Here is a 21,885-nt window from a genome sequence, read left to right on the forward strand (position 1 = left end):
TTCAATACAGTAAAAAACCTCAGGCCGTTGCTGGAAGCGGACGCCCCAATGCGCGATCCAACGCTGTAGCCAGCAACACCGTGAGCAATACAGGAACCAGCCAACCGAGGCTCTGCCCGGCCAGCGGCAATTGGCTGAACAGCTCCGGCACCACCTCGGTAAGCCCGGCAGCAGCCAGGCCATCGGCCAGCCCGAAAACCAGCGTCACGGCCATGGCAGGAACAAATACCCGCGATGGCGACAGCCACAACCGATCCAGCAAGCTCAGAACAACCAGCACAATGGCCAGCGGATACAAGCCAACCAGAACTGGAATGGAAACACTGATCAGTTGGGTCAAGCCCTGGTTGGAAACAATCAGACTGAACACCGTCAGCACTACAACCACTGCGCGGTAAGGCACCTTCAGCAGCTCGCTGAAAAACTCACCGCAGGCGGTCAGCAAGCCAACCCCGGTGGTCAGGCAGGCCAGTACCATGACCATTGCCAGCAACAAAATCCCCGAGTCGCCGAACGTATGCTGAACATAGGCGGTGAGAATCTGTCCACCATTCTGCGCGCCACTGGCCAGTTCATTACTGGTGGCACCGAGATAGAACAACGACAGGTAAACCAGCGACAAGCCCGTCGCCGCGATGAGTCCGGCGATAATCGAATAGCGCGTAACAAGCCGCGAATCAGCGATGCCACGATCACGGATGGCGGTCGCGATGACGATGCCGAATATCAGCGCGCCCAATGCATCCATGGTCAGGTAACCCTGCAGAAAGCCCTGCACCAGGGGCTCATCGCGATAGGCCCCGCTGGCCACGCCAATAGAACCGGCCGGCACAAACAAGGCTGCGGCGCCCAGGGTCAGTAGCGCAGCAATCAGCACCGGCGTGATCAGCTTGCCGACCCGGTCCACCAGTTGCCCAGGATTGAACGCGAGAAACAGCGCAGCGGCGAAATAGGCACTGGTGTAGATAAACAAGGCCAGCTTGCTATCGCCGGTAAACGGAACAATGCCCACTTCAAACGAGGCGACAGCGGTTCGTGGGGTTGCAAACAGCGGGCCGATGGTCAGGTACACCGCCACCGCCAGCACGCTTCCAGCAACCCGACCAATCGGAGCAGTCAAGGTAGGTAAACCGCCGCCAACCCGGGCCAGAGCCACGACAGTGAGCAGCGGCAAGCCAACGCCGGTCAGCAGAAAACCTAGGGCGGCCAAGCCGATATGCTCACCGGCGGCCATACCAGCGCTGGGTGGAAAGATGATGTTGCCTGCGCCGAGAAACAGCGCAAAGGTCATAAAGCCGAGAGCCAGAATATCCGACCGCTGTAACACTTTCATCGAGAGCAGCACCGACGCAAAAAATCAGAAAGGTGTGGTGTTTCCCAACTCATTGATCAGGAAAGTCGCGCACCTTAATGCAATGCGCCGTGCCCGACGACCCATGCTGGTCGAGGCGTCGAACCACAGGGCGTGCATGTCGCATTTCTATAACTTCGGCAAAGCCTGCACCGCCCCTTACACCTGGAAGTGCTCAATCAGCCGGCTCAACTGCTGCTCCAGCTCACGAATGCTCTGCGCCGCTGCGCGGGTCTGCTCGACCGTGGCATAGGTGTTTTCGCTGATCTGATTGGCACGCACCACGCCCGCCCCCACATCTTCCGCCACCTTGGCCTGCTCGGCAGCAGCCGCCACCAGCAGCTGGATGTTCTGGTCAATGGCGCCCACGGCCTGGGTGATGCGCTGCAACGAATCGCTGGTCTGCTCGGCGCTGTCATGGGCCAGGGTCACCGCCTGACGGCTTTCGCCCATCACCGTGATAGACGCCTGACTGCGTCGTTGCAGGGTCTGGATGATCTCCTGGATTTCCTCGGTCGAGGTCTGGGTACGCTGCGCCAGGCTACGCACCTCATCGGCCACCACTGCAAAACCACGGCCTTGATCACCGGCCCGCGCCGCCTCAATCGCGGCGTTGAGCGCGAGCAGATTGGTCTGCTCGGCAATCGAACCGATCACCGCCAGCACCGAGCCGATACGTTCGCTTTCAGTACTCAGGCTCTCGATTACATCGGACAGCCGAGCGAACTTCTCGGTCAGGCTCTGCATGGCCTGACGGTTGCTCTCGACGCAGCGCAAGCCATCATGGGCAGCCTCGCGGGTATCACGCGACAGCTGCTGGCCCTGCCCTGCACTGCTGGCCATCTCCTGTGCACTGGCAGCCATCTGGGTCATGGCGGAGGCAATCTGTGTGCTCTCATCACGCTGCTGCTCGACATCCTGATGCGCACGCTGTGCGGACTGCTGCAGGTTCTCCCCGGCCTGCTCCAGGGTATGAGTGGCCTGCGCCACCTCGGTAACGGTCTGTCGGATCTTTTCGACAAAGGTGTTGAAGCTGCTGGCCAATTGGCCGAGATCGTCCTGCCCGCGAATTGGCAAACGCTTGGTCAGATCACCCTCACCTTCGGCCATGTCTTGCAGCATCAGGTTGATCTGCCTCAGGCCACGCACCAGGGCATGCCCTACGCCGTAGGCCAGCAATGCACCAAAAACCAGCGCAGCAACCAGCAGCCCCCAGAGCAACTGATTGACCTGCAGCACGGTGCTGTCAGTTGCCTTGGCAGCTTCCTGCATGCCAGCCATCAGGCGTTGCTGCAGACGACTGGCCAGATCGGCGATCTGCGGATCGATGCGATCCATCTGCGCCAGGGTTTCATTACGCTGCTTGACCAGCTCAACCACCTTGGCAGCCGCAGCCTTGTAACGCTCCAGACTCTCCAGCGCCTGGGTCAGCTGCGCAATTAAGCGTTCACTGCTGCTGCGGTCACGCAAGACCCCAATCATGCTTTGCGCGTTGTCCAGCTCACGGGTGAAGGCGGTGACCTGAGCGTCCTGATTTTCCTGCAGAAACTGATAGAGATACTGGCTACCCAGCAACAGATGACGCATCGCCGCACTGGCATAGAACACCGCATCGAGGTTGAAACTCTGCTGCGCATTGGTCAGCACCGCCGACAGCGCCTGTTCAATCGCCGGCCCGTGCTCGCTCAACTCGCCACTGATCAACGCCTGGCGCTGCTGACTCAACGGCACCAGGCGCTCACGAAACAGCCCGCTGTACTGCACATGCAACTGTTGGATAGACGCCAGCAGACGCTGCTGCTCGGCATCATTCAGTCGGCTTTCAGCCTACTGCAAGGCTGCACCCAGGCTGCGGTCCAGTTCGGCAATCAGCGATTCGGCGCCTGGCTCACCGCTGCGCGCATACTGGCTGACGGACAACTGCAGTCGCGCCATGTTGTCACTGACATGAGCGACCCGCTCGATACTCGGCCCCAGATCACGGGTAACCACCTCAGCCCGGTCGGCGATATTGCGCAGCGACAGTGAGGAAACCACCCCGAGAATAATCAACAGTACGCAGAGCACCACCGGCACGATGGCAATTTTGTAGGCAATCCGCAGATCGGCAAACCAGCGCATAGAAAACTCCCTCTGGTAGCGATTAAGTAGGCATTTGCTGCCTTATCGACTGCAGCCGCCGCATTCTTGAGACTTTTCTCAGCCAATTGCCCAGCAAGAAGCAGACCTGCTGCATGCCACTTTATGCTTGCCGAAAACAAAAAGGCCACCCGAAGGTGGCCTTTCATGAGCAGTCAGCAACGCTTAGGCGTTTTTGACTTCCCAACCGGTCAGCTCGGCCAGGGCCTTGCCGATGTCAGCCAGAGAGCGCACGGTTTTCACACCAGCGTCTTGCAGGGCTGCGAACTTCTCGTCTGCAGTGCCCTTGCCACCGGAGATGATGGCGCCAGCGTGGCCCATACGCTTGCCCGCCGGAGCGGTTACACCAGCGATATAGGACACGACAGGCTTGGTCACGTTGGCCTTGATGAAAGCAGCCGCTTCTTCTTCAGCCGAACCGCCGATCTCGCCGATCATGACGATCGCTTCGGTCTTCGGGTCTTCCTGGAACAGCTTCAGGATGTCGATGAAGTTGGAGCCTGGGATCGGGTCACCGCCGATGCCGACGCAGGTGGACTGACCGAAACCGGCGTCAGTGGTCTGCTTGACGGCTTCGTAAGTCAGGGTGCCGGAACGCGACACGATGCCTACTTTGCCTGGCAGGTGGATGTGACCTGGCATGATGCCGATCTTGCACTCGCCCGGAGTGATCACGCCTGGGCAGTTCGGGCCGATCAGGACTACGCCCAGCTCGTCGCACTTGACCTTGGCTTCCAGCATGTCGATGGTCGCGATGCCTTCGGTGATGCAGACGATCAGCTTGATGCCGCCGAATGCTGCTTCCAGGATCGAGTCCTTGCAGAACGGAGCCGGAACGTAGATCACCGAGGCAGTGGCGCCAGTGGCTTCCACAGCTTCCTTGACGGTGTTGAATACCGGCAGGTTGAGGTGAGTGGTGCCGCCTTTACCTGGGGTCACGCCGCCAACCATCTGGGTGCCGTAAGCGATGGCTTGTTCGGAGTGGAAAGTACCCTGCGAGCCGGTGAAGCCTTGGCAGATAACTTTGGTGTCTTTATTGATCAGGACGCTCATTATTTGCCCTCCGCAGCTTTGACGACTTGCTGAGCAGCGTCGGTCAGGCTGGTTGCCGCGATGATGTTCAGGCCGCTTTCTGCCAGGACTTTAGCGCCCAGCTCAGCGTTGTTGCCTTCCAGACGGACGACAACCGGGATTTTCACGCCGACTTCTTTCACAGCGCCGATGATGCCTTCGGCAATCATGTCGCAACGAACGATACCGCCGAAGATGTTCACCAGTACGGCAGCCACGTTGCTGTCGGACAGGATGATCTTGAAGGCTTCGGTTACGCGCTCTTTGGTTGCACCGCCACCTACGTCGAGGAAGTTGGCTGGCTTGCCGCCGTGCAGGTTGACGATGTCCATGGTGCCCATGGCCAGGCCAGCACCGTTGACCATGCAACCGATGTTGCCTTCCAGGGCAACGTAGTTCAGCTCGAACTTGGCAGCGTGAGCTTCACGTGGGTCGTCCTGAGACGGGTCGTGCATGGCACGCAGCTTCGGCTGACGGTACATGGCGTTGCTGTCGATGTTGATCTTGGCGTCCAGGCAGTGCAGGTTGCCGTCAGCCTTGATCACCAGCGGGTTCACTTCCAGCAGAGCCAGGTCATAGTCCTGGAACAGCTTGGCCAGACCCACGAAGATCTGAGTGAATTGCTTGATCTGATCGCCTTGCAGGCCCAGCTGGAACGCCAGCTCACGGCCCTGGAACGGCTGAGCGCCGACCAGCGGATCAATGGTCGCCTTGAGGATTTTCTCAGGGGTGTCGTGTGCCACTTTCTCGATGTCCACGCCACCTTCGGTGGACGCCATGAACACGATGCGACGGCTGGAACGGTCAACTACCGCGCCCAGGTACAGTTCCTTGGCGATGTCGGTGCACGATTCAACCAGGATCTTGCTGACCGGCTGACCATTGGCATCGGTCTGGTAAGTCACCAGACGCTTGCCCAGCCAGTTGGCGGCGAACGCCTTGGCGTCTTCTTTGCTCTTGACCAGCTTCACGCCGCCCGCTTTACCGCGGCCACCAGCGTGGACCTGAGCCTTGACGACCCACTCGGTGCCACCGATTTTTTCGCAGGCTGCTGCGGCTTCTTCCGGGGTGTCTACCGCGAAGCCCTTGGATACGGGCAGGCCGTATTCAGCGAACAGCTGCTTACCCTGATACTCGTGGAGATTCATGCTTGTCTACCGTCTTCGTTTAGGTATTGCGCATACGGTGCTGCACTTATGATGCCGCACCACCTGTGACTGCTTCTGGAGCAATCCGGCTGATATTCCGCGCAGCAACCTGAGCTGTACGCGGGCCATCTGCCGTGGTTCTTTCTGCCTGAGCTGCACCTGCGTCGGTACACAACGCCGCCGCAGGCAACCACTCAGACCAACAACGTCTTAACGCTTTTTGCGGTTGGCGATATGAATCGCACCGCCGTTTACAGCCAATGCCGCTTCGTGCAGGGCTTCAGACAGCGTCGGATGGGAGAACACCATCATTCCCAGATCCTCGGCGCTGGTGCCGAACTCCATACCGATTGCACCCTGCTGCACCAGTTCGGCAGCGCTTGGGCCGATCACGTGTACGCCCAATACGCGGTCAGTGTTGGCATCGGCGATCACCTTGACCAGACCACCAGTATCGTTGGCCGCCATGGCACGGCCGCTGGCTGCGAACGGGAAGGTTCCGACGTTGACGGCAACGCCTTCAGCCTTCAGTTGCTGCTCGGTTTTGCCAACCCATGCGATTTCCGGGTGGGTGTAGATAACCGACGGGATCAGGTCGTAGTTCATCTGCGCTTTGTGGCCGGCGATACGCTCGGCAACCATCACGCCCTCTTCCGAGGCCTTGTGGGCCAGCATGGCACCACGCACCACGTCACCGATGGCGTATACGCCCGGCACGCTGGTTTCGCACTGATCGTTGACGAAGATGAAACCACGTTCATCCAAGGTCACGCCGCTGTCGGTAGCCAGCAGATCGGTAGTGACTGGACGACGGCCAACAGCCACGATCAGCTTGTCAAAGACGATCTTCTGCTCGCCTTCGGCGTCGGTGAAGTTGACGGTAACCTGCTTCTTCTTGACTTCCGAACCGGTCACGCGAGCGCCCAGACGGATTTTCAAGCCCTGCTTGGTCAGGGTTTTCAGGGCTTCCTTGGCGATCTGCTCATCGGCAGCCGGCAGGAATTTGTCCAGGGCTTCCAGCACGGTCACTTCCGCCCCCAGACGCGCCCACACCGAACCCAGTTCCAGACCGATTACGCCTGCACCGATCACGCCCAGCTTCTTCGGCACGCTCTGGAATTCCAGGGCGCCAGTGGAGTCGACGATCACGTCCTGATCAACCGGAGCAGGCGGAATGTCGATCGGCTTGGAGCCGGAAGCGAGGATTACGTTACCCGCCTCAACGATCTGGGTCTTGCCATCGGAGCCAGTGACTTCAACCTGCTTGTTCGCCAGCAGCTTGCCGTGGCCTTCGAGCAGAGTCACACCATTGGCCTTGAACAGGGTCGCAACGCCGCCGGTGAGGTTCTTCACGATGGTGTTCTTGCGACCGACCATGGCCGGTACGTCGATGGTCACGCTTTTGGCTTCGATACCGTGAATGGCAAAGCCTTCATGCGCTTCGTGGTATTTCCAGGAGCTGTCGAGCAGCGCCTTGGACGGAATGCAGCCGACGTTCAGGCAAGTACCACCGAGGGCGACTTTGCCCTCTTTATCCTGGTACTTCTCGATGCAGGCAGTTTTCAGACCAAGCTGCGCTGCTTTGATGGCCGCTACATAGCCACCAGGGCCGGCACCGATGACTACCACGTCGAATTTCTGGGTCATAACGTATTCCTTCTCGAATAAACCGGACGGCCCTGGTGACAGAGCCGCCGTGGGAGAAACTGGCTTTTAGATGTCCAGCAGCAGACGCGCCGGGTCTTCCAGCAAGTTCTTGATGGTCACCAGGAAGGTCACGGCTTCCTTACCATCAATCAGGCGGTGGTCGTAGGACAACGCCAGGTACATCATCGGGCGGATAACCACCTGACCATTCACCGCCATCGGGCGCTGGATGATGTTGTGCATCCCCAGGATCGCGGCTTGCGGCGGGTTGACGATCGGCGTCGACATCATCGAACCGAAGGTGCCACCGTTAGTGATGGTGAAGGTGCCACCGGTCATTTCTTCGATCGAAAGCTTGCCGTCTTTGGCTTTTTTGCCAAAGGTGGCGATGCCGCTTTCGATTTCAGCCAGGCTCATCAGCTCAGCATTACGCAGCACCGGAACCACCAGGCCACGGTCGCTGGACACCGCTACACCGATGTCGGCGTAGCCGTGGTAAACGATGTCGTTGCCGTCGATCGAAGCGTTGACCGCCGGGAAGCGCTTCAGCGCCTCGGTAGCGGCTTTGACGAAGAACGACATAAAGCCCAGGCGCACGCCGTTATGGGACTTCTCGAACAGGTCCTTGTACTTCGAACGCAGGGCCATGACTTCGGTCATGTCGACTTCGTTGAAGGTGGTCAGCATGGCCATGGAGGACTGAGCCTCGACCAGGCGCTCGGCGATCTTGGCGCGCAGACGAGTCATCGGCACACGTTTCTCGGTGCGGTCGCCAGTCGCGAAGACCGGAGCGGCAGCAGCTGGAGCAGCAGGCTTGGCAGCCGGCGCAGCAGCAGGTGCGTTTTTCTTCGCTTCAACGGCCGCTACCACGTCTTCCTTGGTCACACGGCCGCCTTTGCCGGTGCCGGCAATGCTGTTCGGGTCGATGCCGTTTTCTTCGGCAATCTTGCGTGCAGCTGGGGACAGGATCTGGTCATCGCCCGCAGCAGCTGGTGCAGCGGCCTGAGCCGGTGCGGCAGCAGCCTGAGCAGCCGGTGCTGGCGCAGCAGCACCGCCCTCACCCAGGGTGCCCAGCAGTTCGTTGGACAGAACGGTGTCGCCTTCATTCTTGATGATTTGCGCGAGGACGCCGTCGGCCTCGGCCAGCACTTCGATCACTACTTTGTCGGTTTCGATGTCGACGATCAGTTCGTCGCGCTTGACCGCATCGCCCGGTTTCTTGTGCCAGGTGGCCACGGTGCCATCGGCAACCGATTCCGGGAAAGTAGGGGCTTTGATCTCGATAGCCATTATGTGTGGTTCCTTAAATTCGGTTTCTTCTAGCAGGCGGCCCAGTTGGCCGCCTGTTGCGCGAAGGCGTTAAACAGTAAAGGCGTCTTGCAGGAGTTTTTCCTGCTGTTCGGCGTGCATCGATGCATAACCACAGGCCGGTGCGGCAGAGGCATCACGACCGGCGTACTCGAGGAACAGCGCTTTCTTGTGCGCTGTCGCCACGCGACGCATGTGATGCTGACTGCAGTACCAGGCGCCCTGGTTCATCGGCTCTTCCTGACACCAGACGATGTGTTTGAGGTTCTTGTACGGGGCGATTGCCTCGGCCAGGTCCTCTTCCGGGAACGGATAGAGCTGTTCGATACGCACGATGGCGATGTCTTCGCGACCTTCGTTGCGGCGCTTCTCCAGCAGGTCGTAGTAGACCTTGCCGCTGCACAGCACCAGGCGCTCGACTTTCTTCGGATCGATTGCATCCAATTCCGGGATCACGGTCTGGAACGAGCCTTCGGCCAGATCTTCCAGGGTCGAGATGGCCAATTTGTGGCGCAGCAGCGACTTCGGCGTCAATACGACCAATGGCTTGCGCAGCGGGCGAATCACTTGGCGGCGCAGCAAGTGGTAGATCTGTGCCGGCGTGGTCGGTACCGCCACCTGCATGTTGTGCTCGGCGCACAGTTGCAGGTAACGCTCCAGACGCGCCGAGCTGTGCTCAGGCCCCTGCCCTTCATAACCGTGCGGCAGCAGCATGGTCAGGCCGCACAGACGGCCCCACTTGTGCTCGCCACTGGAGATGAACTGGTCGAACACCACCTGGGCACCGTTGGCGAAGTCGCCAAACTGCGCTTCCCAGATCACCAGGGCATTCGGCACAGTGGTCGAATAGCCGTATTCGAAGGCCAGTACCGCTTCTTCCGAGAGGAAGGAGTCATACAGCTCGAACTTTGGCTGACCTTCGTAGAGGTTCTTCAACGCCACGTAAGCACTGGCATCCTTCTGGTTGTGCAACACCGCATGGCGGTGCGAGAAGGTGCCACGGCCGATGTCCTGGCCGGTCATACGGATCGGGTGGCCTTCAAACAACAGGGTTGCGTAGGCCATGGTTTCGGCGTAGCCCCAGTTGATCGGCAAGGCACCTGCGCCCATTTTCTGACGGTCTTCGAGAATCTTCGCTACCTGACGCTGAACCACGAAGCCTTCCGGGATTTCCAACAGCTTGTTGGACAGTTCCTGCAGGGTCTTGAGCTCGAAGCGGGTGTCGTGACGCGCGGTCCAGGCGTGGCCCAGGTACGGACGCCAGTCAACGAACAGCTCTTTGTTCGGCTCTTTGACCAGGCTCTTGACCACATGCTGGCCGTTATCCAGGGCAGTGCGGTATTCGTCGATCTTGCTCTGCACGTCGTCATTCGACTGACGTGCCGCGGCGATCAGGGCATCGGCATACAGCTCACGGGTGGTGCGCTGCTTGGTGATCTGCTGATACATGATCGGCTGGGTGCCGTTCGGCTCGTCGGCCTCGTTGTGGCCACGACGGCGGTAGCAGACCAGGTCAATAACCACGTCGCGCTTGTATTGCATGCGGTAATCGACGGCCAGTTGAGTCACAAACAGCACGGCTTCCGGGTCATCGCCATTGACGTGTAGGATCGGCGCCTGAATCATCTTCGCCACATCGGTGCAGTACTCGGTGGAGCGCGAGTCCAGCGGGTTGCTGATGGTGAAGCCGACCTGGTTGTTGATCACGATGTGGATGGTGCCGCCCGTCTTGAAGCCACGGGTCTGCGACATCTGGAAGGTTTCCATGACCACACCCTGACCGGCGAATGCCGCATCACCATGCAGGGAAACCGGCAGCACTTTCTCGCCGCTGGCATCGCTGCGACGGTCCTGACGCGCGCGCACGGAACCTTCGACCACCGGAGAAACGATCTCCAGGTGGGAGGGGTTGAATGCCATGGCCAAGTGCACTTCACCGCCGGCAGTCATCACGTTGGACGAGAAGCCCTGGTGGTATTTCACGTCGCCGGAGGACAGGCCTTCGGTCTTCTTGCCTTCAAACTCGTCGAACAGGTCACGCGGGTTTTTGCCGAAGGTGTTGACCAGTACGTTCAGACGGCCACGGTGGGCCATGCCGATGACGATTTCCTTGGTGCCGTAGGAGCCGGAACGCTGAATTACTTCATCGAGCAGCGGAATCAGGCTCTCGCCGCCTTCCAGACCAAAGCGCTTGGTGCCCGGGTATTTGGTGCCCAGGTATTTTTCCAGGCCTTCGGCAGCCGTCAGACGCTCAAGCAGGTGGCTTTGGACGTCGACGGAGAATTGTGGACGACCGCGCACACTTTCCAGACGCTGCTGGAACCAGCTGCGCTGCTCGGAATCGACAATATGGGTGAACTCGGCACCGATGGTGCGGCAATATGTCTGCTGCAACGCATCGCGAATTTCGCGCAGAGTAGCCTCTTCCTTGCCAATGAACAGACCACCGGTACGGAAAGTGGTGTCCAGGTCGGCATCGGTCAGGCCGTAGTGATTGATCGCCAGATCAGCCGGAACCGGACGCTGCCAGAGGCCAAGCGGATCGAGCTGGGCAGCCTGATGGCCACGCATGCGATAGGCCTGAATCAGGCGCAGCACTTCGACCTGCTTCTTCTCGTGCTCACTGCTCACGCTACCAGCAGACACCGGTTGGGCGCGGCGCTGGTTTTTTGCGAGCAGGACGAAATGATCGCGAATCGTTGAGTGCGATACGTCTGTGGCGGCGCTGCCGTCAGTCGGCAACTTCTGGAAGTAAGTGCGCCACTCTTCTGGCACAGCGTTGGGATCGTGCAGGTAAAGCTCATAGAGCTCTTCCACATAGGCAGCGTTACCACCGGATAGGTGGGCACTGTCCCACATGCGCTGCATCACGCTTTCTTGCATGCTTGGTCACCCTCGGTAAGGGGACACCACCGGCGTAGAAACCGCATGATTTGCCAGTCCTGAAGCAGCGACTGGTAAGCCACTACGGATCCCGCAGATAGTCCGGGCACCAGCCCGGATGCCCCTGCTGGTCGTCATATTTTTCAATTTAGGCACCACCGCTTTGTGAGCAGCAGCCCTGGCTATAACTACGGCGCGGGGTTTGAAGCCAGCGCCGCAGGTGTTACAGGTCTAGCAAACAACTGTGAATCAGGTACCGCTCTGCAGCAGCATGTTGCGTACGTGACCGATTGCCTTGGTCGGGTTCAGACCTTTCGGGCACACGTTCACGCAGTTCATGATGCCGCGGCAACGGAACACACTGAACGGATCATCCAGCGATGCCAGACGCTCTTCGGTCTTGGTATCACGGCTGTCCGCCAGGAAACGATAAGCCTGCAGCAATGCAGCCGGACCGAGGAACTTGTCGGGGTTCCACCAGAACGACGGGCAGCTGGTGGAGCAGCACGCGCACAGAATGCACTCGTACAGACCGTCCAGTTTCTCGCGCTCTTCCGGCGTTTGCAGACGTTCGATGGCCGGAGCCGGCGTATCGTTCTGCAGGAATGGCTGCACCTTTTCGTATTGCTTGTAGAAGATGCTCATATCGACAGCCAGGTCACGAATGACCGGCAGACCAGGCAGCGGGCGAATCACCAGCTTGCCGCCTTTCAGCCCCGCTGCGGACAGCGGAGTGATACAGGCCAGGCCATTCTTACCGTTGATGTTCATGCCGTCGGAACCGCAAACGCCTTCACGGCAGGAGCGACGGTAGGAGAAACCCTCGTCCTGTTCCTTGATCAGCGCCAGGACGTCAAGAACCATGATGTCCTTGCCACCGGTGTCGACCTGGAAATCCTGCATGAACGGAGCAGCATCTTTCTCCGGGTTGTAGCGATATACACTGACTTGCAACATATCAGGCACCCTTAATAAGTCCGGACCTTGGGTTCAAACGCTGGAACTGTCTTCGGCGAGAAGTTGACCGAACGCTTGCTCACGCGCTTCTCACCTGGGAAGTACAGGGAGTGGCACAGCCAGTTTTCGTCGTCACGTTCTTCGAAGTCTTCACGAGCGTGAGCACCACGAGATTCTTTACGAACCTCGGCGGCGATCGCAGTGGCTTCTGCCACTTCGAGAAGGTTTTGCAGTTCCAATGCTTCGATACGCGCAGTGTTGAATGCCTGGCTCTTGTCCGCGATCTTGACGCTCGCGATCCGCTCACGCAGGTCGGCCAGTTGGGTAATACCCTTTTGCATGTACTCGCCGGTGCGGAACACACCGAAGTAGTTTTGCATGCACTGTTGCAGTTCTTTACGCAGCGGGGCGACATCTTCGCCGCTGGTGCGTTCATTGACACCGGCCAGCCGCTTGAGCGACAGCTCGATGTCGGTTTCGCTGGCACCACGGACTTCCACGCCTTCTTTCAGCGCTTTTTCCAGGTGCAGGCCAGCAGCGCGACCAAATACCACCAGGTCAAGCAGCGAGTTGCCGCCCAGACGGTTGGCACCGTGTACCGATACGCATGCCACTTCGCCTACAGCGAACAGGCCTTCGATGATCTTGTCGTTGCCGTTGGCATCCTGAGTGATGGCCTGACCGTGGATGTTGGTCGGCACGCCGCCCATCATGTAGTGGCAGGTCGGAATCACTGGCACCGGAGCAACAACCGGGTCAACGTGAGCAAAGGTTTTCGACAGTTCGCAGATGCCTGGCAGACGACTATGCAGCACGTCTTCGCCAAGGTGGTCGAGTTTCAGCAGCACGTGGTCCTTGTCCGGGCCACAGCCGTTGCCGGCGATGACTTCCTTAACCATCGAACGGGCAACCACGTCGCGACCGGCCAGGTCTTTGGCGTTCGGCGCGTAGCGCTCCATGAAACGCTCGCCGTGGGCGTTGATCAAGTAACCACCTTCACCACGGCAGCCTTCGGTCACCAGTACACCGGCGCCGGCAATACCGGTCGGGTGGAACTGCCACATTTCGATGTCCTGAACCGGCACGCCAGCACGCAGGGCCATGCCAACGCCGTCACCGGTGTTGATCAGGGCGTTGGTGGTGGAAGCGTAGATACGGCCAGCACCGCCAGTGGCCAGAACCACGGCCTTGGAACGGATATAAACGGTTTCACCGGTTTCGATGCAGATGGCGATAACACCGACGATGGCGCCGTCCTGGTTCTTCACCAGATCCACGGCGTACCACTCGTTGAGGAACGAGGTGCCCGCTTTCAGGTTGGCCTGATACAGGGTGTGCAGCAGTGCGTGACCGGTACGGTCAGCAGCAGCACAGGTACGCGCAGCCTGAGTCGGGTTGTTCGGGCCTTTGGACTGACCGCCGAACGGACGCTGATAGATACGACCCTGTTCGGTACGGGAGAACGGCAGCCCCATGTGCTCCAGTTCGAATACAGCTTCTGGGCCGACGGAGCACATGTATTCGATCGCGTCTTGGTCACCGATATAGTCGGAGCCCTTGACGGTGTCGTACATGTGCCAGCGCCAATCGTCATTCGGATCAGCCGAGGCGATGGCGCAGGTGATACCACCCTGAGCAGATACAGTATGCGAACGGGTCGGGAAGACCTTGGTCACCACTGCGGTTTTGTGACCACCCTGAGCCAACTGCAGTGCAGCGCGCATACCCGCGCCGCCGCCGCCAACAATGATGGCGTCATAAGAAAGAGTGCGAATGCTTGTCATGGATCAGTTACCCCAAAAAATCTGCACGCCCCAGACGAAGAACGCGAACATGACAACGCCACACGCGGCCTGGAACAGAAAACGCACGACAGTCGCCCACTTACCCAGCGCCATGTGCGTCAGGTAGTCAGTGGAAATCGTCCACATACCAACCCAGGCGTGAACGCTGAGCGCCACCAGGGTCAACAGGCTGAAAATGCGCATTGCGTTATTGGAGAACAGCGCCTGCCATTCGGCGTAACCCAGACCCGGGTTGCACACAATAAAGCCAAGCAGAAACAGCACATAAGCCGCGAGGACAACAGCAGACACACGCTGCGCCATCCAGTCATAAAGACCCGAACGCGAGAAGTTCGTGACGTTGGTTACCATATCCACACCCCCAGCAGCACGATCACGATCGTCGAGACGACGAGAACGATTTTCGAGCCCAGCTTGCCGCCTTCCAGCGTCTCACCGATGCCCATGTCCATGATCAAGTGGCGAACACCGGCCACCAGGTGGTACAGCAGAGCGGACAGCAGACCCCAAATCACGAACTTGGCCAGCGGGCTGGTCAGGCATTCCTGCACCTGGGCAAAGCCCTCTTCGGACGCCAGCGACTTGTCGAGGCCATACAGCAGAATGGCGATGCCGACAAAGAGGATGACACCGGAGATACGGTGAAGAATGGACGTGTAAGCAGTGATCGGGAGTTTGATAGTCCTAAGGTCTAGGTTTACAGGTCTTTGGCTATTCACGGCTTTTTTATCACACTGAGAGCCCCTAACTATCAGGGCAAAGTTGTCGGGAAGTGCACTGGTCAGGTACCCATCACCCAAGGAGTGGCAACTACCAGAATACGGGCGTAAAGCCCTTGGTAGTTGGGCGCAGAGTATAGACAGTTAGGTTACTAATGACAACGCAAAGCCCCCTACCTAAAAGCGCATTGCACAGCATCAATAAATGGCGTAAAGAGCCGCTTTTCCAGCCCGAAAACAACCCGCAAACCCTTCTGCCATCTGGGTTTTCGCAAATTGACATTCAAATTTATCCCACTATAGTGGTGCGGGCCCTGCGTGGGGGGCTGTCAGATGATTTCAAGCATAACTAGGAGGCCACACATGGCTGACAAAAAAGCGCAGTTGATCATCGAGGGCGCAGCCCCCGTCGAGCTGCCCATTTTAACCGGCACCGTTGGTCCCGATGTAATTGACGTGCGGGGCTTAACCGCCACGGGCCGTTTCACTTTTGATCCTGGCTTTATGTCCACCGCCTCGTGCGAGTCGAAGATCACCTATATCGACGGCGACCAAGGCATCCTGTTGCACCGCGGCTACCCCATTGAACAGCTGGCAGAACAGTCCGACTACCTGGAAACCTGCTACCTGCTGCTGAACGGCGAACTGCCCAATGCAGAAGAAAAAGCCAAGTTTGTCAGCACCATCAAGAACCACACTATGGTTCACGAGCAACTGAAGACCTTCTTCAACGGCTTCCGCCGTGACGCTCACCCGATGGCTATCATGTGTGGTGTAGTCGGCGCCCTGTCGGCCTTCTACCACGACTCGCTGGACATCAATAACCCGCATCACCGCGAAGTATCGGCCATGCGCCTGATCGCCAAGATGCCAACCATCGCCGCCATGACCTACAAGTACTCCATGGGTCAGCCGATGATGTACCCGCGTAACGACCTGAACTACGCGGAAAACTTCCTGCACATGATGTTCAACACCCCGTGCGAGATCAAACCGATCAGCCCGGTATTGGCCAAGGCCATGGATAAGATCTTTATCCTGCACGCCGACCATGAGCAGAACGCCTCCACCTCCACCGTACGCCTGGCCGGCTCTTCGGGTGCCAACCCGTTTGCCTGTATCGCGGCCGGCATTGCCGCCCTCTGGGGCCCGGCACACGGTGGTGCGAACGAAGCGGTGCTGACCATGCTCGACGAAATCGGCAGCGTGGAAAACATCGACAAGTTCATCGCCAAAGCCAAAGACAAGAACGATCCGTTCAAGCTGATGGGCTTCGGTCACCGCGTTTACAAGAACCGCGACCCGCGTGCCACCGTGATGAAACAGACCTGCGACGAAGTGTTGAAGGAACTGGGCATCACCAACGACCCGCAATTGCAACTGGCCATGCGCCTGGAAGAGATCGCCCTGACCGATCCGTACTTCAAGGAGCGCAACCTGTACCCGAACGTCGACTTCTATTCGGGCATCATCCTCAAGGCCATCGGCATTCCGACCAGCATGTTCACCGTGATCTTCGCCCTGGCGCGCACCGTCGGCTGGATCTCGCACTGGAAAGAAATGCTCTCCAGCCCGTACAAGATTGGCCGCCCGCGCCAGCTGTACACTGGCTACCCGCAGCGTGATCTGAACAAGTAATTTAGCGATGCTGCATAAAAAAGGCTGCCCTCGGGCAGCCTTTTTTGCTTCTTGCAGACTGTTCTATTGTTCTTCCGCCAATTGGCGTAGCGCCTGCAAGGTATTGAACGGCGCATCGACGACAAAGCTGTTGGCCAGCCACGCCGGCACGCTGCCGCCAGGTTCGGAATGCACCTGATAGATCACCTCGATCTCGCCGTCGCGAGGCGTCAGACTCCAGAAACCTTCAACCTTGCTGACACGAACAAACCCCGACTGTTGCGGCAAATAATCCGCCACACCGTGCAGAACACGGGTCACACTGCCATCGGCAGCCTGTTCGGTGGTGACCTGCAAAATCGAATCACGTTGCTGGACTGGCCACGGCGTGTGATAGCGGGTGTAGGCCCAGCTTTGCTTGCCGTCATGGCTGAGCAGCTTCTGCTCACTGCACGCATGAATCCAGCGACACGCCGCACTGACATCATCCTGCAAGGCCAATAGCCTGGGCATGCTCACCCGCATGCGAGTGACACCGCGAAAAGCCTGAAAGCTTGAGCCGGGAATGGCCTGCAGGTAGACCTGTATTCCCGCCTCATCCTTGACCAACCGCCACGGCTGCGCCTGTACCAGACTGGCCACCAGCAGCAGGCAACTGCCCAGAAACCACTGCCCAACTCGCTTCATTACGCCTCCACTACTGCTCACCTGGTGTCACGCGATCAGGGTGCCACACCCGTGCTCTGCTCCAGCCAACCGAGCAACTGAATAGCCTGCTCGTCGGTGCTGCCACACACCTCGACATCCGCTTGAAAAGACGAACAGACTGCCGGGCGCTCCGGCCTGCCGAAGATCAAACAGTAGTTGTTGGTATCCAGCTGCACACAGCGCACACCTGCAGGCTTGCCGTGCGGCATACCGGGGATGGGCGAACTGATCGAAGGGGCAATACAGCAGGCACCGCAGCCAGCACGGCAATTCATTAGGGCAGACCTCAACTACAACAGAAATCGATATCCGAGCAATTTTACGATGCCCAGACCAGGCTTAGCAGCCCAAGACGTACAGATTCAGGCGAGCGGTAGGCGCAACCGAAACTGCGTCCCCTGCCCCACAGTGCTGCGTACCTGCAGTTCAGCACCGAGAATATCCACTGCCAGTTGATGGGTAATATGCAAACCTAAGCCAGTGCCGCCACGCCCGCGCCGAGTGGTGTAGAACGGGTCGAAAATCTTGCTCAGCACCTCATCACTCATGCCACAGCCGTTATCACGCACCTCGATCACGCACTCATGGCGCAGTACATCATGCTCGACACGCACTGTAACCAGGCCCGACTCGTCGTCAGTAAACGCATGCGTCAGGGCATTGTCGATCAGGTTCTGCAGAATCTGTCCCAGCGGCCCCGGGTAGCTGTCGAGCAGCAAGCTGTCGGGCAGCTCCAGAACCACCTGTTGCGCCGCTTGCTTCAGCTTCGGGGTAAACAACAGCAATACCTCACGCACCAACTCGACCAGATCGAAGGTCCGTCGCTCGGTGCTGGCACGGTCACTGGCCAACTGTTTGAAGGCCCGGGTCAGCTGCGCCATACGCGACAGGCTGTTGCGGATAATCGCCAGACCTTCATCATTGCGCTGCAGGAATTTTTCCAGCACGGAGCGCTGCAACCCCTCCTCCAGGCCACGCTGCACCGTCTGATTACCTGCTTCCAGGGCCGAAGCCGCAACGCTGGCCGCACCGATTGGGGTGTTCAGCTCATGGGCTACGCCTGCCACCAGGGTGCCCAACGAAGACAGTTTTTCCGCCTGCAGGAGTGCACCACGGGTACGCTGCAACTGATCCACCGTGTCGCGCAGCTCGTCATTGCTCTGTTGCAGAGCCTGGCTGCTGACCTCCAGCGCCTGACGCACCTGGTCGCGCTCATGCTCGGCTAAGCCCAGACGGATAGCCACCAACATGCCCATCGATAACGTCACGCAGACAAACAGCAGCACCAACCAGAAGACTTCGACCCGCAACGCCTGCACCTGCACACGGGGCAAATGGGAAACCAGCAACCATTGCTCACCCGCATCGGAAGCCCGCACGCTGCGCTGGTAAGGGTCGAATGTGGCAAATGCCCAAACCCCGGCAGCATCGGTAAACACGCCATTGCGCGTGCTTTGCATACGCTGCCAGCTGGCCGGGTAACGACTGGCCAGGGTGGCGTCGGGTTTGCCCAGGTCAAAACCCCAGGCATCCTGCTCGGCAGCGGCCAACAGCCAGTAACCTTCGTGATCGACCAGCGTCAGGTTGTTGCCATAGCTGCGAGAAACCTCAGCCAGACGCTGCAACAGCACCTTGCCGAGGTAATTGAGCACCAGAATGCCGCGGCGCTTGCCCTCACTGTCAAAGATCGGCTGGGCCCCGCGCAAGGTCGGTTTCAGCGGTCGTTCGACCACGCCGAAGTCCTTGTTCAGGTCGAAACGCGACAGGTAGAAACGACCACGGTCCAGGTTCATGGTTTCGACAAAATAGTAATGCTGAGCCTGGTTCTGCAGTTCTGCCTGGGCGCGCACCAGCGGTGCGCCGTCATGCCAATCAACACGTACCTGCTCGGCCCCACGTTCGTCCAACCAGCGAATCTGGTCATAACTGGCGGTACTGCGAGCGAACTCGACAAATAGCTGGCTCAAGGCATGCCGATTTTCCGCACTGGGGTTGGCGAGCACCTCGGCAAACAGGGGTTGTTGAATCAGAAACTGCACATTGCCACGCAACATGGCCAGATGCCGATTGAGCACCCCTACGCCTTCATTGAGGCTGACCTGCTGATCGCGCAGCAAGGGATCAAGCCGCGCATCCAACAACCGTTCGTAGAGCAAAGCCATCAGCAATAGGATCAGCACGGTCCAGGGCACAAACAACAGCAGCAGATAACGCCTGACCGGGCGCACCAACAGCCTGCGATAGCCGGCTTTAACCATCAACGCTGGCGCTCGGACCAACAGCCGAGCCAGTCCAGCAGCTCTGCGCAGGCCATCGGCTTGGCAAACAGATAGCCCTGTGCCTGTTGGCAACCGTGACTGAGTATCCAATCGGCCTGCTGCTGAGTCTCTACGCCCTCAGCGATCACCTGCATACCCACCCGCGCGGCAATCTGAATCACCGCCTCGGCGATCATCTGCTGATCCCCCACCTCACCGATCTCAAGGACGAAACTGCGGTCGATTTTCAAGCGATCCGCCGGCAGTAAACGCAGGTAGCTGAGCGAGGAGAAACCGGTGCCAAAGTCATCAATCGCCACTTCCACCCCCATGGCGCGCAGGGCCCGAAGCTTTTCACACACGGTATCGAAAGTACGCATGGCCACCGACTCGGTGATTTCCACTTCGATCTGCTGCGGTGTAACCCCGGCGACTTGCAGGTGAGAGCTGAAACGCTCAATGAAATCGTGCTGGAGCAGCTGTGGCGCCGAGACGTTGACCGCCACACGGATCTGCGGGTAACCCGCATCGGCCAGCTGCTTGGCCGCCTGCAGCGCCAGGCGCATCAGCAAATCACCCAGTGGCAGGATGTAACCGGTGGCTTCGGCCAGGGGAATAAAGCTTAGCGGTGGCACCATCTTGCCATCGGCCTTGCGCCAGCGTGCCAATGCCTCCACCCCGGTGACGCACTGGGTACGCAGATCAATCTGCGGCTGTAGCTCCACACTGATCTGCCCAGCCTCGACCGCATCACGCAGCGCCAGCAGCATGCGGTACGACTCGGCGTGCGCGCTCTGCAAGCGTGGATCGTAAACACCATGCTGATCGTGGCCCAGGCGCTTGGATTGCTTGAGGGTCAACAGCGCATCCTGCAACGCCACACTGGCTGAGCCGGTAAAGTCGGCCAGGTGCATGGTCACGCTGCTCAGGCTGTGCACCTGACCCAGTTCATAGGGTCGCTTGTGCCGCCGAAACAGCGCTACGATCTCCGCCGCCCGTACCTGTGTCTGCGGGCCGAGAATGGCAAACAGGTCATCACGCACCCGCGCAATCAGCACCTCGCTGCTGAAAGCATCGCGCAACTTCTTGGCCACCAGGCCGAGGATAAAGTCGCCATAGCCCGTACCAAAGGCCGTGTTGGCTCCGGAGAAATTATCGATGTCGATCAACACCAGCACTGACTGATCCTTGCCATTCGACTTCAGGGTCATGTCCAGCATGCGGATCAGCGCGTTGCGGTTGGGGATCTTCAGCAGGTCATCCTGGTAGGCCATTTCCTCCAGGCGACTGAACAGCGCAACGTTGTACAGGCCACGGCTGATGCTGGCACTGAACACCTTGAGCAGTTCCAGCTCGGTGTCGTCCAGCGTGCGCTCACTGGCCACATAGCAGGCGTAATCCGCGCCCGCCTGGAAGCGCGGAAAGAACAGCACCGCAGCATCAGGCAGGCGCAAGGTCTGTTGTTCCAACAAGCACTGACGTAGGGCCCCTGCCACCTGGGGCGCGTCCAGGCTGTCCAGACTGCCCTCGACAGTGCCGCTGAAACGGCCATTGGCGCCGACAATGCGCACGGCCAGCGTCGCAGCATCCTGGCCGTCATCCAGGCGCAAACACACTACGCCCTCGGTTTGCAGATTCAGCAGCGAGCTGATTTCCGAGAGGATCTTGGCTGAGAGTTCACGGGTGTTCTTCGAGCAGAACAGCGCATTGCTCGACTCGACAATCATCTGCAAGCCGCGCCGGGCAATGGCCACTGCGCGCAACTGGGCATAACCCCGCACAGCGGCGGTCAGCACGGTCAGCAGGCGCTCGGCACTCAGCTCACTTTTGGCCCAGTAATCGTTGATGCCGTAGTCACGCATCACCTCATGAGCCGGGGCCAGCCCTGGTTCGCCGGTCAGCAGCACCACGCGGGTGTCACGGTTGCCGAGCACCTCACGCAGAGACTGTATCAGGCGCAGGCCGGCATCTTCGGTTTCCATTACGACATCGAGCAGCACCAGGGCGATATCCTGCTGCTGAGCCAATACTGCCAGGGCTTCGCGGCAGCTGAATGCCTGCACCAGCTCAACACGACCACCGAGCACCTCAAGCTCACTCAGGGCAAAGGCCGTCGCGCGCTGGAAATCGGCATCATCATCAACCGCCAGCACACGCCATACACGCTGGCTTACAGGGCCGGGAAGTTCGTCGTCGCTGAACGCAAATTGCTCATCCATGAAAGGTGCCCGCATACCTGATGGAGTGGGAACACAACCGATTCCTGACTGGTTG

The 21,885-nt window shown here is 59.1% G+C and carries 17 protein-coding genes and 1 pseudogene; 1 reads left to right on the forward strand and 17 read right to left on the reverse strand.

Translation table 11 applies throughout. From position 1 onward, the window contains the following. Window positions 1–19: 19 nt before the first annotated feature. The 13 genes and pseudogenes from brnQ to sdhC form a co-directional block, all read right to left on the reverse strand. Window positions 20–1,333: a branched-chain amino acid transport system II carrier protein gene (gene brnQ / locus ACSQ17_RS00510; RefSeq protein WP_436067137.1), complete on the reverse strand. Its 1,314-nt coding sequence runs from the start codon at window positions 1,331–1,333 to the stop codon at window positions 20–22. Between the two features lie 177 nt (window positions 1,334–1,510). Further along, window positions 1,511–2,224, reverse strand: a complete 714-nt coding sequence (locus ACSQ17_RS00515) for a methyl-accepting chemotaxis protein (RefSeq protein WP_436070402.1) — start codon at window positions 2,222–2,224, stop codon at window positions 1,511–1,513. Window positions 2,225–2,365: 141 nt separating this feature from the next. Continuing rightward, window positions 2,366–2,938, reverse strand: a pseudogene (locus ACSQ17_RS00520) (HAMP domain-containing protein); the annotation flags it as partial. 240 nt (window positions 2,939–3,178) lie between these two features. Beyond that, entirely contained in the window at window positions 3,179–3,472 is a 294-nt protein-coding gene (locus tag ACSQ17_RS00525) for a Tar ligand binding domain-containing protein (protein WP_436067138.1), read from the reverse strand. Between the two features lie 183 nt (window positions 3,473–3,655). After that, entirely contained in the window at window positions 3,656–4,543 is an 888-nt protein-coding gene (sucD, locus tag ACSQ17_RS00530; RefSeq protein ID WP_233684806.1) for a succinate--CoA ligase subunit alpha, read from the reverse strand. Next, window positions 4,543–5,709: an ADP-forming succinate--CoA ligase subunit beta gene (gene sucC, locus ACSQ17_RS00535; protein WP_108488308.1), complete on the reverse strand. Its 1,167-nt coding sequence runs from the start codon at window positions 5,707–5,709 to the stop codon at window positions 4,543–4,545. The genes sucD and sucC overlap by 1 nt, the downstream gene beginning before the upstream one ends. Before the next feature lie 210 nt (window positions 5,710–5,919). Next, entirely contained in the window at window positions 5,920–7,356 is a 1,437-nt protein-coding gene (gene lpdA, locus ACSQ17_RS00540; RefSeq protein WP_436067139.1) for a dihydrolipoyl dehydrogenase, read from the reverse strand. 66 nt (window positions 7,357–7,422) lie between these two features. Continuing rightward, entirely contained in the window at window positions 7,423–8,646 is a 1,224-nt protein-coding gene (gene odhB, locus ACSQ17_RS00545; protein WP_257778502.1) for a 2-oxoglutarate dehydrogenase complex dihydrolipoyllysine-residue succinyltransferase, read from the reverse strand. 69 nt (window positions 8,647–8,715) lie between these two features. Beyond that, window positions 8,716–11,547, reverse strand: a complete 2,832-nt coding sequence (locus ACSQ17_RS00550) for a 2-oxoglutarate dehydrogenase E1 component (RefSeq protein ID WP_436067140.1) — start codon at window positions 11,545–11,547, stop codon at window positions 8,716–8,718. Between the two features lie 249 nt (window positions 11,548–11,796). After that, window positions 11,797–12,504, reverse strand: coding sequence for a succinate dehydrogenase iron-sulfur subunit (locus tag ACSQ17_RS00555; protein ID WP_108488312.1), 708 nt, complete (start codon window positions 12,502–12,504; stop codon window positions 11,797–11,799). Window positions 12,505–12,515: 11 nt separating this feature from the next. Then, window positions 12,516–14,288 (reverse strand): succinate dehydrogenase flavoprotein subunit, encoded by a 1,773-nt coding sequence (gene sdhA, locus ACSQ17_RS00560; RefSeq protein ID WP_108488313.1) that lies wholly within the window; start codon window positions 14,286–14,288, stop codon window positions 12,516–12,518. Window positions 14,289–14,291: 3 nt separating this feature from the next. Continuing rightward, entirely contained in the window at window positions 14,292–14,660 is a 369-nt protein-coding gene (gene sdhD / locus ACSQ17_RS00565) for a succinate dehydrogenase, hydrophobic membrane anchor protein (RefSeq protein WP_436067141.1), read from the reverse strand. Beyond that, complete coding sequence (gene sdhC, locus ACSQ17_RS00570) at window positions 14,654–15,028, reverse strand: succinate dehydrogenase, cytochrome b556 subunit (protein WP_090253269.1); 375 nt, start codon at window positions 15,026–15,028, stop codon at window positions 14,654–14,656. The genes sdhD and sdhC overlap by 7 nt, the downstream gene beginning before the upstream one ends. Before the next feature lie 363 nt (window positions 15,029–15,391). Here sdhC and gltA point away from each other — a divergent pair, with 363 nt between their 5' ends. Then, window positions 15,392–16,666, forward strand: coding sequence for a citrate synthase (gene gltA / locus ACSQ17_RS00575; protein ID WP_436067142.1), 1,275 nt, complete (start codon window positions 15,392–15,394; stop codon window positions 16,664–16,666). A gap of 63 nt (window positions 16,667–16,729) precedes the next feature. On the opposite strand, the gene ACSQ17_RS00580 is transcribed toward gltA, so the two are convergent. From ACSQ17_RS00580 to ACSQ17_RS00595, 4 genes are all read right to left on the reverse strand, one after another. Then, window positions 16,730–17,332, reverse strand: coding sequence for an START domain-containing protein (locus ACSQ17_RS00580; protein ID WP_436067143.1), 603 nt, complete (start codon window positions 17,330–17,332; stop codon window positions 16,730–16,732). Between the two features lie 35 nt (window positions 17,333–17,367). Then, a complete protein-coding gene (locus tag ACSQ17_RS00585; RefSeq protein ID WP_436067144.1) occupies window positions 17,368–17,628 on the reverse strand; it encodes a YkgJ family cysteine cluster protein in 261 nt (86 codons plus the stop codon). An 87-nt stretch (window positions 17,629–17,715) separates the two neighbouring features. After that, window positions 17,716–19,611 carry a sensor histidine kinase gene (locus tag ACSQ17_RS00590; protein WP_436070403.1) on the reverse strand — a complete coding sequence of 632 codons (1,896 nt, stop codon included), beginning with the start codon at window positions 19,609–19,611 and terminating at the stop codon, window positions 17,716–17,718. Beyond that, window positions 19,611–21,830: a GGDEF/EAL domain-containing response regulator gene (locus tag ACSQ17_RS00595; protein ID WP_436067145.1), complete on the reverse strand. Its 2,220-nt coding sequence runs from the start codon at window positions 21,828–21,830 to the stop codon at window positions 19,611–19,613. Before ACSQ17_RS00595 ends, ACSQ17_RS00590 begins: the two co-directional genes overlap by 1 nt. Window positions 21,831–21,885 lie beyond the last annotated feature (55 nt).

This window comes from Pseudomonas sp. LjRoot71, from assembly GCF_964253255.1.
Classification (GTDB): Bacteria; Pseudomonadota; Gammaproteobacteria; order Pseudomonadales; family Pseudomonadaceae; genus Aquipseudomonas.